The 15322-nt window shown below is 44.8% G+C and carries 2 protein-coding genes; both read left to right on the top strand.

From position 1 onward, the window contains the following. Positions 1 to 17: 17 nt before the first annotated feature. On the top strand, positions 18 to 8129 hold the full coding sequence (locus ACYRY3_RS36090) for an amino acid adenylation domain-containing protein (RefSeq protein ID WP_460206529.1): 8112 nt from the start codon (positions 18 to 20) through the stop codon (positions 8127 to 8129). Between the two features lie 5 nt (positions 8130 to 8134). Next, positions 8135 to 15115, top strand: coding sequence for an SDR family NAD(P)-dependent oxidoreductase (locus tag ACYRY3_RS36095; RefSeq protein WP_460206530.1), 6981 nt, complete (start codon positions 8135 to 8137; stop codon positions 15113 to 15115). Positions 15116 to 15322 lie beyond the last annotated feature (207 nt).

Here is a 15322-nt window from a genome sequence, read left to right on the forward strand (position 1 = left end):
ATAAATGACAAATTACAATGAGAGGCTTTGAAGTGGAACCCATAGCAATTATTGGTATTGGCTGTCGTTTTCCAGGAGCAAACGATCCCGAATCATTCTGGGATCTGTTGCGTAACGGTGTAAATGCAGTTACTGAGGTTCCAAAACCGCGATGGGATCTGGAAACCTTCTACGACCCAAAGCCAGCAATACCAGGAAAAATGAACACCCGATGGGGTGGTTTTCTGGAGCAGGTAGTTGAGTTCGATCCAGGCTTCTTTAGGATTTCCCCTCGGGAAGCAAAGCAAATCGATCCCCAGCAAAGACTAGTTTTGGAGGTGAGTTGGGAAGCTCTAGAAAATGCAGGAATAGTACCGGACAAGCTAGCAGGCAGTCAGACGGGTGTTTTTATTGCCATTGGAAACCAAGACTATACCAGCTTGCAATTAAGGGATTTAACTTGCATAAACGCTTACACTGCCATCGGCTGTACGCCCAGCATAGCAGCCAATCGTCTGTCTTATATGCTCGATTTACGGGGACCTAGTATGGCGATAGAAACTGCTTGCTCTTCGTCTCTAGTAGCCGTCCACTTTGCCTGCCAAAGTTTGCAGAGTAGGGAAACCAATCTGTGCTTGGTTGGTGGGGTCAATTTGATGCTATCTCCAGAGCCAACTATTGCTTACTCCCATGCTGGTATGATGGCATCAGATGGTCGCTGTAAGACTTTTGACGCTAGTGCTGACGGTTATGTTCGGGGAGAGGGCTGCGGTGTAGTTATACTCAAGCGCCTTCAGGATGCTCTCATGGATGGAGACAATGTTCGGGCAATCATCAAAGGCTCGGCTGTTAACCAAGATGGGCTCAGCAATGGACTGACAGCCCCTAATGGACCTTCCCAGCAAGCGGTTATTCGCCAAGCTTTGAAAAACGCTCTTGTGGCACCAGCGCAGATTAGCTATGTTGAAGCTCACGGCACCGGTACTCCTTTGGGAGACCCAATTGAATTTGATTCTCTAAAAGCCGTACTTATGGAAGGTCGTAAGCCAGAACAGCTTTGTTGGATTGGCTCGGTCAAAACCAATATTGGTCATTTGGAAAATGCTGCTGGAATTGCTGGTTTGCTCAAGGTGGTACTTTCACTACAGCATCGGGAAATTCCACCCCACTTACATTTGAAACAGCTCAATCCTTATATTTCTCTCCAAGGGACTCCATTCTCTATTCCTACTGCTACTGAATGCACTCCTTGGTCGGTTCAAGGTGAACGCCGCTTTGCTGGGGTAAGTGCGTTTAGCTTTGGTGGTACGAATTGTCATGTCATCCTAGAAGAAAGTCAAGGGCTCAAGGTTCAGGGTCAAAAAGAAGGTTTTATAGAACCTCCTGCTCATATTTTGACGCTTTCAGCAAAATGTGAGCGGGCACTGGGAGAACTAGTACAGCGTTATGAAAATTTCTTAGCCTCTCACCCCAAGCTACCGCTAGGGGATGTTTGTTTTACAGCCAATACAGGGCGATCGCATTTTCAACACCGTCTGGCGGTTGTCGCTAAATCAACTGAACAGATGCGCGAGCAGTTAAATGCTTTCACCGCCCGTCGGGATACACCAGCCTGGGTGAGTAGTCAACTCATCAGCAAAAAGCGTCAGAAAATAGCATTTTTATTCACTGGTCAAGGGTCTCAGTATATAAACATGGGACGCCAACTCTATGAAACCCAACCTACTTTTCGCTCCTCTATTGAACGCTGTGCAGAAATTTTGCAACCTGAACTCAATCAGTCTTTACTCAACATTCTTTATCCAAAATCGTGCCACTTTGCTCCACAGGTAACATCTCCACAAGAAAGTAGCTCTAACATCCAAAATCCACTGTTGAATGAAACAGCTTATACTCAACCAGCAATTTTTGCCCTAGGATATGCCCTCGCTGAATTGTGGAAGTCTTGGGGGGTTGAACCCAGTGCTGTTTTAGGGCACAGTGTTGGTGAATACATTGCTGCCGTATGTGCAGGAGTCTTCAGTCTTGAACATGGATTGAAGATGGTTGCCCAACGGGCTCGTTTAATGCAAACTCTACCGCAGGATGGCGCGATGGTAGTTGTGTTTGCTGATGAAGAACAGGTGCGTGGTGCTATTGGGTCCCACGCTCAAGATGTCGCAATCGCCGCATATAACGGTTCGACAAACATTGTGATTTCTGGAAAGCGCCAGGTTATGGAGGAAGTGAAAGTGGCTTTGGCAGCTCGAGGAGTTGAGACCAGACCATTATCCGTCTCCCATGCCTTTCATTCTCCTCTAATGGAGCCAATTTTAGATACCTTTGAGCAAATAGCCAATCAAGTTCCCTGCCAATCTCCCCAAATTCCCTTCGTTTCCAACCTAACAGGTGATATGCTAGCATCAGGTCAGGTTCCTGATGGCAAATACTGGCGACGCCACATCCGAGAATCGGTAAAATTTGCAGCAGGGTTAAATACTTTATTGGAGTCCGGTTACAAGATATTTCTAGAAATTGGACCAAAGCCCACTTTGTTAACACTCGGTAAACAGTGTATCGTAAATAATGATGTAGTGTGGTTACCCTCATTAATGCAGCAGCAAGAAGATTGGGAAATCTTGCTGAGTAGTTTATCTAAGCTATACGTAAGAGGTATAAATGTAAACTGGGGTGGTTTTAATAAAGACTACTTATACAAACGACTATGCCTGCCTACTTATCCGTTCCAACGACAGCACTACTGGTTTAAAGAAGGAGAGCCTCCGATGGACGCTAGGCGATCGCATTCGCAAGCCAAAGATTCAAATGAACCTCAAAATCTTTTACTCACTCAAACAAACCGAAGAGATAAGATTGTTTCAAAGCTGCGATCGCTTGTTGGGAATGCGCTTAATATTGGAGTAGCTGAAATTGACCTTGATACACCGCTACTACAGATGGGGGCTGATTCAATTGTTTTGATGGAGGCTACACGAAAGCTAGAAAGCCTTTATGGAATAAAAATATCCATTCGACAGGTATTTGAAGAGTTGGCAACTATTGAGGCTTTAGCAAACTACATTGACCAAAACCTTTCCCCGGAGTTGACTTTGGGCGATACGCCTGCTGTCGGGTCAAAACCTCATCCCCAGTCACCGCCAACCCCGCCAGCGCTGCAAACGTCAACCCCTCCAAATGGAATTACACAAACATCCATACCAGAAGCAGGATTTGGGCAGATAATCGTGCAGCAAATCCAGATGATGCAGCAACAACTCCAAGTCACATCTCAGCAGCTAGAATTATTGCAAACCAGTTTAAGTAACTCACCACAGACATTTTCTCCTCAAAATGGGGTTAGTGGGCCAAAATCAGCATCCCAAGATGCCCAAACTTTATCATTGCCGCAGCCTATTGAAACAAAATCTTCACCATTGCAGCAGCCTATTGAAACAAAATCTTCTATTGCTAATGTAACTGCACCAGCATCAAAACCATTTTTCCACTGGGAAGCACACAAACTCCAACCAAGAGAACTCAATCAAGAGCAGCAACATCACTTACAAGCGCTGATTGAACGTTATACCAAACGAACCCAAAAGTCTAAACAGCGTTCGCAAACCTATCGCCCAGTGCTTGCAGATAAAAGATCTTCAATTGGGTTCCGTTTTGAAACCAAAGAGATGCTGTACCCCATTGTTGGGGAGCGTTTTCATAGTTCTAGAATGTGGGATATTGATGGGAACGAATATATCGATCTCACTATGGGATTTGGAGTGCATCTTTTTGGTCATAATGCTCCATTTATAGCTGAAGCATTGGAGTCTCAAATTAAGCAAGGAGCGCAGATTGGACCACAGTCTTACCTGGCGGGCGAAGTTGCAGAGCTTATCTGCAAGCTAACAGGTACTTCCCGTGTTTGTTTTTGCAATTCAGGCACAGAAGCGGTGATGACCGCAGTACGTCTGGCACGAGCAGTGACCGGTCGGAGCAAAATTGTACTTTTTAAAGGTTCTTACCACGGTCATTTTGATGGAACCTTAGCGATCCCAGTATCTCAGGGAGAAGGAAACCAGCAAGCCGCTCCTATGATGTCAGGGGTGCTGCAACACATGGTTGATGATGTTCTGCTTCTTACTTATGGTGCTCCCCAAGCGCTGGATTTTATCAAAGCCCATGCCCACGAACTAGCTGCTGTGCTGGTTGAACCAGTGCAAAGCCGTCAGCCAGACTTACAGCCAAGAGAATTTCTTCATGAGCTATCAGCCATAACGCAAAAGGCTGGGATTGCGCTCATTTTTGATGAAATTATTACTGGTTTCCGAATTCATCCTGGAGGGGCACAAGCATGGTTTGGCGTTGAGGCGGATATTGTTACTTATGGTAAAAGCCTAGGTGGTGGGATGCCCATCGGAGTCGTTGCAGGTAAGACAACTTACCTGGATGCGATCGATGGTGGTCAGTGGTATTATGGCGATACTTCCTACCCTGAGGTAGAAACGACATTTTTTGCTGGCACTTTCTCAAAGCATCCGTTAGCAATGGCGGCAGCGCGAGCGGTGCTACAACATTTAAAGGCGGAGGGAGCAGAACTGCAGGAGCGCCTAAACCAAAAAACTTCTGAGTTAGTGTTTGGGCTCAATGCTTATTTTCAGGAAGCGGAAATACCTCTTTCGGTTGTACATTGTGGCTCACTTTTTCGATTCAACAACCCCAGCTATCTATTTCAGCCATTAGAAATGGATCTGTTGTTTTATCACTTAATTGAAAAGGGAATCTATATTTGGGAAGGTCGCACTTGCTTTCTGTCAACAGCCCATACTGATGAAGATATTAATTACGTACTATCTGCTGTCAAGCAAAGTATAGAGGAATTACGAGAAGGGGGCTTTTTTCCTAGAGGAAAGGCTCCTGTGGTGTCCCAGGAGAAGAAAATAGAAAAAACTTTTCTCCTGACGAAAGCGCAACAACAACTCTGGATTCTGGCACAGATAGGAGGAGATGAAGGTTCTCTTGCCTACAATGTCTCTATCAATCTTCAATTACGGGGAGTATTACACCTCAATATTCTGCAACAGGTGCTACAGAAGATTGTAGACCGTCATGAAGCACTGCGAACAATTATTAACCCTGAGGGAGAATCTCAGCAAATCTTACCTGAGGTAAAAATTCAGGTTCCGGTAATTGACTTTTCCGGGTTTGATGTCCGCGAACAGGAGTTGAAAATCTCAGCGTGGTTGGCTTTTGAGAACAAGTTACCGTTTGAGTTGATAAATCAACCCCTCTTTCGCGTTCGTCTCCTAAAGTTAGAGGAGCAATTCCATTTGCTGGTGCTTAAGGCTCATCATATTGTTGTGGATGGTTGGTCTATGGGCTTGATTATCCAGGAGTTAGGAGAGCTGTATTCTGCAAAGTGCCAAAATGTTGCTTCCTCCCTTGAATCACCAATGCAATTTCGGGAATACATCTCCAGGCACGAGCAGCAAAGTCAGATCCAGGCGATGGATGCCCATGAATCTTACTGGTTGAGACAATTTTCTGACGGTATACCAGTTTTAGAACTTCCTACAGACCGCACTCGTCCACCAATTAAAACATATCAAGGAAGTCGGAGGAATGTAATACTTGATACCGAACTTTGTCAAGCCCTGAAAAAAGTGAGCAAAGAAAAAGGTTGCACGCTGTTTATGACACTGCTGTCAACTTACTTTGTTTTGCTACACCGACTTACAGGGCAAGACGATATTATTGTTGGCATTCCTACGAGCCTGCGAACACTTGCGGGAAGTGACAAGCTTGTGGGTTATTGTGCTAATCTATTGCCTATACGTAGTCGTATTGTTGGACAACCAACGTTTTCTGATTATCTGGCAACTATTAAGGGGTTGCTGCTAGAGCTTTACGAACACCAGAATTACCATTTTGCTAAATTGATTGATAAACTGGATATTAAAAGAGATACAAGCAGAACTCCACTGGTTACAACCATGTTTAACTTGGAACGAGCAGTTGTACCGGAGTTCATAGGTTTGGAAGTCAATATATTATCTCAATCAACTAGTTTTGCTGCCTATGACATCCAGTTTAATATCGTTGAGTTGGGGGATGGAACACTACTAGTAGAGGCTGATTACAGTACAGATTTGTTTGAAGCCGCTACTGTGGAGCGCTGGTTAGGTTACTTTCAGACCCTACTAGCAGCGATCGCAAGTAATCCGGAACAGTCAGTTTGGCAATTGTCTTTGCTTACTAGTGTAGAGCAACATCAGTTGTTAGTCAGCTGGAATGCAACAGATACCTACTATCCTGCTGACTTATGTATCCATCAGCTTTTTGAAGAGCAGGTGAAGAAAACACCTGACGCTGTAGCAGTGGAGTTTGAAACCCAGAGTTTGACTTACCGGGAATTAAACAAACGGGCTAATCAATTAGCGCATTTTCTACAGGAAATGGGAATTCAACCAGAGGTTCTAGTTGGTATCTATGTAGAGCGCTCTTTAGATATGATGGTGGGCTTGCTGGGGATTCTTAAAGCTGGCGGTACTTATGTTCCTCTAGACCCCACTTATCCCCAAGAACGTCTAACCTATATCCTCAATGATGCTGGGGTATCGCTGCTACTTACTCAGCAAGAATTGGTGGATTCTTTACCAGAACATCAAGCAAAGGTTATCTGCTTGGATATGGACTTTTGGCAAACCCTAGATAGCCCACTTAGTTCTGTCTCTGCTCGTAATTTAGCGTACATCATTTATACCTCTGGTTCAACTGGGCGACCTAAGGGTGTTCAAATTTCCCACCAATCTGCGGTCAACTTTTTAGAAGCAATGCGTCAGCGCCTAGAATTGACCTCTGCTGATACCCTCCTAGCGGTGACAACTATTTGTTTTGATATCTCTGTACTAGAATTCTTTTTACCCCTGATTGTTGGCGCAAAGGTCATCATTGCTAGTCGTGAAATTGCTATTGATGGTACTAGATTATTGAGCGAACTGGCTGCCTCACAGATTACTGCAATGCAAGCAACTCCCGTTACCTGGCAAATGCTTTTAGCTTCTGGCTGGTCGGGTACTCAGCCACTAAAAGTCTTCTGTGGCGGAGAAGCCTTAACTGGTAAACTTGCTCAGCAACTACTAGAGACAGGTAGTAAAGTTTGGAACTTCTACGGTCCAACAGAAACGACTATTTGGTCAATGATTTGCAGATTAGAAGGCTCTACCGCAGACATCAACAACTTGCCTGCAGTAGTACCAATTGGAAAGCCAATTGCCAATACCCTGGTTTATATCTTGGATCGGTATCTACAACCGGTACCAATTGGCGTTGTTGGAGAGATTCATCTCGGCGGTGTTGGATTAGCACGGGGCTACCTCAACCATCCAGAGTTAACTAAGGAGCGATTTATTCCAAATCCCTTTAGCAGTTCTCTAGAAGGGCAGTTGTATAAAACTGGGGATTTAGGTCGTTACAAGAGCGATGGTAGCATTGAATTTCTCGGTCGGCTGGATAATCAAGTTAAAATTCATGGTTTTCGTATCGAATTAGGCGAAATCGAAGCTGCACTGAGTCAACATCCGATGGTGCGCGAAGTCGTGGTGATTGCTTCATTGGATCGACCAGGAGAAGAACGCTTGGTTGCTTATGTAGTGTTAGCACAACATCAAGAAGTAACCGCTGATGAGTTACGTAATTTATTAAGAAAGAGGGTTCCGGCATACATGATGCCCAGTACATTTGTCATGCTGGATACACTCCCTCTTACGCCTAACGGAAAAGTAGACCGCCGTCGTTTACCAGCGCCTGATGTCTCCCAAAGAATTCTAGAAAACAGCTTTGTAGGTCCTCGCACAGCAACAGAAGCAGCTATAGCGGCAATTTGGAGTGAAGTTCTTCAGTGCGAAAGGGTCAGTATTTATGATAATTTTTTTGACATAGGAGGTAATTCACTTCTCATCATCTTGCTTAACCGCAAGATACACAAAGCTTTGAAGACAGATATTGAAATTGTTGATTTATTCAAATATCCAACGATTAGCGCTTTGGCTCAATATCTCAACCAAAACACACAACAACCCACTAGTTTAGAAAAAATTCACAACCGAACAGGAAAGCAAAGGGAAGCACTTTTAAAGCAACAACAAATATCAAAGCAACGTAAAAAAGGAGGTTGAGAAGAATGGGGCTAGACAGCGTGCTTGATGCTTTAGATCCTATAGCAATTATTGGTATGGCTATCCGTTTTCCCGGAGCTAAGAACATTGATGAATTTTGGCAGAATCTGTGTAACGGAGTTGAGTCTATTACTTTTTTTACCGATGAGGAGTTATTATCCTCAGGTGTAGCTCCATCGCTACTGGAAAAACCCAATTATGTTAAAGCCCACGGTACGATAGGAGATATTGCAGGATTCGACAGCGCTTTTTTTGGTTTATCTCCATTGGAAGCAGAAGTTATGGACCCACAGCACCGCCTGCTCTTAGAGTGTGGGTGGGAAGCCCTGGAAAATGCTGGTTACAATACTGAAACCTACGACGGTCAAATAGGCGTTTATGCTGGTGTTGGCTTTAATCAGTATTTACTCAAAAACCTGGCTAAAAATCACGAGTTACTAGACTCGGTGAGTGACTTTTCTATTTTTATTGGTAACGATAAAGATTTTGCCCCTACACGTATTTCCTATAAGTTAAATCTCACAGGCCCGAGTGTCAACGTTAATACTGCCTGTTCAACTTCATTAGTTGCAGTGCATTTGGCTTGCCAAGGGTTGCTAAATTACCAATGTGATATGGCACTAGCTGGTAGCGCTTCTATCCGCGTTCCACAAAAGGCAGGATATCTGTACCACACAGGTGATATTTTCTCTCCCGATGGGCACTGTCGGGCTTTTGATGCTCAAGCACAGGGTACCATTGATGGTAGTGGTCTGGGGATCGTTGTCCTTAAGCGGTTGTCAGATGCGATCGCAGATGGGGACTGTATTCATGCGGTTATTAAAGGTTCGGCTATCAATAACGATGGTTCTTTGAAGGTGGGCTATACTGCACCAAGTGTAGAACGTCAGGCAGCAGCAATTGCAGAAGCCCAGTCTATAGCAGGGATTGAGGCTAAAACTGTGACTTATATAGAAGCCCACGGTACAGGAACAGCTCTTGGAGACCCTATAGAAATCGCTGCTTTAACACAAGTTTTCCGCGCTAGCAGCCAAAATAATCATTTTTGCGCTATTGGTTCGGTCAAAACCAATTTTGGACATCTGGATACCGCAGCTGGTATCGCTGGTCTCATCAAGACAGTTCTAGCCCTGAAACACAAACGCTTACCTCCAACTCTGCACTTTGAGCGCCCAAATCCTAAAATTGATTTGTCCAACAGCCCTTTTTACGTTAATACTAATCTTTTAGAGTGGAAAACAAACGGAACTCCTCGTCGTGCAGGGGTCAGTTCTTTTGGTATTGGTGGGACAAATGCTCATGTTGTCTTAGAAGAAGCCCCGACCCTTGAACCTTCTCAAGAATCTAGACCGTGGCAATTACTGGTAATATCGGCTCAAACTAGCTCTGCACTCGATATTGCAACTGCTTCAATACTCGAGCATTTTGAACGGTATCCTAACATTAACCTTGCTGATGTTGCTTTTACGCTGAATCACGGGCGTAAAGCTTTTAAGCATCGACGAGCGCTGGTTTGCCAAACCCTTCAGGAAGCAGCAACCGCACTAAAAACCCAAGACCCACAACGTGTTTTCTCTGCAGTACGGGAATCAGAGAAGCGACCAGTTGTATTTATGTTTCCGGGTCAAGGCTCACAGTACGTAAATATGGGTTGGGAAATTTATCAAAATGAGCCGATATTTCGTCACTATATTGAGCAGTGCTCGGAAATCCTCAATTCTCAATTTGGGTGGAATTTATGTAATATACTTTACCCTCCCCCAGAGCAGGAAGGAGCAGCAGCAGAAAAATTAAAGCAAACTGCCATTACCCAACCAGCGCTTTTTGCAGTTGAGTATGCTTTAGCCCAATTATGGATGCAGTGGGGAGTTCATCCTCACGCAACGATCGGTCATAGTGTTGGTGAATATGTGGCTGCGTGTTTGGCTGGTGTCTTTTCACTTCCAGAAGCTCTAGTTTTGGTGGCTAAACGAGGACAGTTGATGCAGCAATTGCCTCCCGGTACAATGCTCTCAGTTCCACTGCCAGCAAAAGAGGTGGAGCCCTTTTTGAGTGAGAGCCTTTCCTTAGCGGCAATTAATGGACCATCCCTTTGCGTAGTTTCAGGGACATTATCAGCTGTGGAGGCATTGCAAAAACACTTAGCTCAACAGAGAGTGGAGTGCCATCGTTTACATACCTCTCACGCATTCCATTCAATAATGATGGAGCCAATCTTAACGTTATTTCGCCAACAAATCAACAAAATTACCTTGCACCCACCTCAAATTCCATATGTATCTAATCTTACAGGAAATTGGGTGACTGCGGCGGAGGTAACTGACCCTGAGTACTGGGTCAGACACTTACGCCAAACTGTACAATTTGCCGACGGTCTGCAACAGCTTTGTCAGGGGTCGGAGCAAATTATGCTAGAGGTTGGACCTGGGCACACATTAAGCACTCTCACAAAAGAATATTTAGGTAATATAACTGATAAAATTGTACTGACTTCAATTCGCCATCCCAAGGATCGGCAATCAGATATTGCTTTCTTGCTAAAAACTTTGAGCAATCTTTGGCTTGCAGGGGTAGACATAGATTGGTCTGGTTTCTATAGGGATGAACATCGTCACCGCTTACCCTTACCAACTTATCCTTTTGAGCACCAGCACTATTGGATTGACCCTGCCAAAGAAGCAAACAATACGTCTTATCTACACAAAAGTTCAAATATTGCAGACTGGTTTTACATTCCTTCATGGCGGCGTAAGCCACTGCTGAGTTGCCAAAACGGTCAAACACAAATGCAAACTAGCGTGCTGGTTTTTGTGGATGAGTGTGGTTTGGGGTCTAAACTGGTAAAGCAGCTAAAGTTAGAAGGACAAGATGTAGTTACGGTGAGGATAGGTTCAGCGTTTTCTTTTGTGAATAAATCTCAAGATGGCAAACAAGATGACGAACAAAACCATTTTGAGGTGAGTCTGAATCCTCGCCAACGTGGAGATTATGATGCTTTGCTCCAACAGTTGCGATCTCTGGGTAAATACCCAAAAACAATTGTTCATATGTGGGGAGTTACACCACAGGATAATATCCAATCGCCGCTATTAAACCTTGAAAAGTCCCAAGACTTGGGTTTCTATAGTCTGCTTTTTCTGACCCAGGCTCTTGGCAAACAGAATGTATCTGAGGCGTTGCAAATTACGATTGTCTCGAACAATTTACAGGACGTCACAGGAGAAGAGGTGGTATGTCCAGAAAAAGCAACTGTACTCGGACCTGTGAGGGTGATTCCCCAAGAATATCCTCACATTAGCTGTCGCAGTTTGGATGTTGTTTTTCCAGACCAAGAGGCAGTAGCGCAAGAACTAGTAGAACAGTTACTGTGTGAGTTACGAAGCAATGCTGCTGACCCGATTGTTGCTTATCGTGGTAAGTATCGTTGGATACAAACTTTTGAACAAGTTCCATTGCAACGCCATCACCAGAACCGATTAAAGGAAGCAGGGGTATATTTGATTATCGGTGGATTGGGTGGTATTGGTTTTGTTTTGGCCGAGCATCTTGCTAAAACTGTAAAAGCAAAGCTTATCCTCACAGGTCGTTCAGCTTTTCCTCAACCAGAGGAGTGGGACACTTGGTTGCTAAATCACGATGACCAAGACAGCGTCAGCCGCAAAATTAAGAAAATTGAGGAACTAGAAAGACTGAGCGCTGAAGTTTTAGTCCAAAGCGTTGATGTGACTGACGAGCAACAAATGCTTGTAGCGATCGCTCAGGCAAAACAGCGTTTCGGTAAGATCGATGGAGTTATCCTAGCGGCAGGAGTTCCTGGGGGCGGGATGACCCAGCACAAACAACCAGAAGAAGCTGCAAAAATTCTGGCTCCTAAAGTGAAAGGGGCTTTAGTTCTCGACCATCTCCTGAAAGACGTTAAGTTAGATTTTTTCATCCTGGTATCGTCAATAACATCCATCCTTGGGGAATTTGGACAAGTAGATTATGCAGCAGCCAACGCCTTTCTTGACGCCTTTAGCGCTTACCAAAATTCAAAAAAAGGTTTCTTGACAATAGCTATTAACTGGGATATTTGGCAAGAAGTAGGAATGGCTGCCCGTACAAGTGTACCCCTTGAATTGCAAGACCTGTATTCTCAGAATCTGCAACAAGGAATATTGCCCCAAGAGGGTATAGAAGTATTTGATTGTATCTTGGGTAATATGACCCCTCTGATATTCACTCAGGTATTAATCTCAACCCGTGATTTCCAACTTCGGCGCGAACAGGAGTCCAAGCACCAAGCAAAACTTTTCCGGGAAGCTTTGGAGAAAGTCAACTCATCCAAACCTTTACATCAGCGACCCAAACTCAGTAATACTTACGTTGCTCCCCGCAATGAGTTTGAACAAAAAGTGGCTCTTATATGGCAAAAACTGCTTGGCATTGAGACAATTGGCATTTATGACAACTTTTTTGAGTTAGGAGGGCATTCGCTGCTAGCTACTCAAATAGTCTTACGTTTAGAGAACATTTTCCAGGTGGAACTGACTCCACACTACCTGTTTGAAGAACCTACAGTTGCAAACTTAGCTCAACGTATTGAGAAGATTTGTAGGACATCTGTTCCAAATTCTACTCTTGAACCGATCTATCCTGCGATCGGGAATGGTGAACCATTACCCCTGAGTTGGGCACAGGAACGGCTGTGGTTTTTGTGCCAATTGGAAGGACTCAGTGCGGCTTATAATATACCATTAGCCGTACAACTGACGGGAAAGCTTGAGATCGCGACCTTGGAACAAGCCTTTACGGAAATTGTACGCCGCCACGAAATTTTACGTACCGTCTTTCCCACAGTTAATGGAACTCCCACCCAGGTAATCGTTGCACCCACTGCGGTGACTATCCCTGTTATGGACTTGCGATCGCTCCTTGAATCCGAGCAAACCGCAAAAGTACAACAGATGATTGCACAAGAGCAAACACGCTCCTTTGACCTAGCCACCGATTCACTGCTGCACATTACCCTGCTACAGCTTGGGGAATTATCCCACGTGCTGCTAGTAACCATGCACCACATTATCTCCGATGACTGGTCGATTGGCTTATTTATCCAGGAACTATCCACTTTATATCAAGCCTTTCAGTCGGGAGCATCCACTCCATTACCTGAGTTACCGATTCAGTATGCTGACTTCACTGTTTGGCAACGGCGGTGGCTGAGTGGAGAAGTTTTGGAAACTCAACTTAACTACTGGAAAAAACAGCTTGCAGATTCAACAGCGCTGCTAGAGTTACCCACCGACCGACCTCGCAGAATGGTGCAAAGCCTTCGGGGAAGTACTGAGACTTTCGTACTCAACACAGACCTGACCCAAAAGCTCAAGCACTTAAGCCAACAGGCGGGAGCGACCCTCTTCATGACTTTGCTAGCCGCCTTTGCTTTGCTGCTGTCACGCTACAGCAATCAAGAAGACATTGTTATCGGCTCTCCCATTGCCAACCGCAACCGCCAGGAAATTGAACCATTGATTGGCTTTTTTGTCAATACCTTGGTACTACGCATTGACCTACAAGGAAACCCTACCTTTAGGGAGTTGCTGCTCAGGGTGCGGCAGATGACTCTAGATGCTTTTACTCACCAGGACTTGCCTTTTGAGCATCTAGTAGAAACGCTGCAACCGAAGCGGAGTTTAAGCAACCATCCGCTGTTCCAAGTGATGTTTGTGCTACAAAACGCCCCAATAGAAGTGCTGGATTTGCCTGGGTTGACCATGACACCACTGGAGCTACCGCAAACTTTTGCTCAGTTTGATTTGAACCTATCACTGATTGAAGCTAACACCGAACTCATGGGGATGTGGAAGTACAACAGTGACTTGTTTGAGGCAAGCACTATTCGTCGAATGATGGGACATTTCCAGATGTTGTTAGAGGGGATTTTAGCAGACCCCGATGTTCGGGTTGCTCAGCTGCCACTGCTAACAGAACAAGAGTTGCACCAGTTATTAATAAAATGGAACAATTCTCAAACCAATTACCCAAAAGACAAATGCATTCATCAGCTATTTGAAGAACAGGTTCAACGGACACCTGATGCTTTGGCGGTCATATTTGAACAACAACACATAACTTACGCCGAGTTAAACGCTCGTGCTAATCAGTTAGCTAATTACTTACAAACATTAGGGGTGGGAACTGAGGTTTTAGTTGGTATCTGTGTAGAACGCTCTATAGAGATGCTTGTGGGTTTACTGGGTATTCTTAAGACTGGAGGTGCCTATGTACCCCTTGACCCAGACTACCCCCCAGAACGTCTGAGCTTTATGTTAGCTGATTCTCAGGTATCAGTATTGCTAACTCAACACAAGTTCTTGACTCAACTTCACGAGCAAACAACCCAGCTCATTTGCTTGGATACCGATTGTTTAAGTATTTCCCAAGCCAGCGATCGAAACCCATCGTGCAAAGTATATGCTGAAAACTCGGCTTATGTTATATATACTTCCGGGTCAACAGGTCAACCAAAAGGTGTTGTCAATACCCATCGTGGAATCGTTAACCGCCTGCTCTGGATGCAGGAAACTTACCAATTAACGGCAGCCGAACGCGTGTTGCAAAAGACCCCATTTAGCTTTGATGTCTCTGTTTGGGAATTCTTTTGGCCCCTGTTAACAGGTAGCTGCGTTGTTATAGCTCAACCAGGTAAGCATAAAGATAGTGCTTACCTGGTAGAATTCATTGCAAAGCAGCAGATTACAACACTGCATTTTGTTCCTTCTATGCTCCAGATTTTTCTGGAAGAACCGGATATCGAAGCTTGTGCATGCTTAAGGCAAGTTTTTTGTAGCGGTGAAGCCTTACCCTTTGACCTCACCGAACGCTTTTTTGCTCGTCTTCAGTGTGAGTTGCACAATCTCTATGGTCCAACAAACTCAGACAGTCAACGCTTACCCGTCCCATCACAAGACCAGCGACACCCAAACCGCCATCAACAAATGTAGCTCCCGATACAACAGCGCTGACAAACAAACTCAGACAGTCAACGCTTACCCGTCCCATCACAAGACCAGCGACACCCAAACCGCCATCAACAAATGTAGCCCCCGATACAACAGCGCTGACAAACAAACTTCGAGAAACAGTTAAAACCCCAGCTGCTGCATTAAATACATCAGCACCCTTAGAGCCAAACATTATCCCCTCTACAT

It is taken from the genome of Scytonema sp. NUACC21 (genome assembly GCF_054684315.1).

Coding starts and splice junctions, on each gene's coding strand:
- ACYRY3_RS36090 (WP_460206529.1), top strand. CDS start 18: ATGAGAGGCTTTGAAGTGGAACCCATAGCAATTATTGGTATTGGCTGT.
- ACYRY3_RS36095 (WP_460206530.1), top strand. CDS start 8,135: ATGGGGCTAGACAGCGTGCTTGATGCTTTAGATCCTATAGCAATTATT.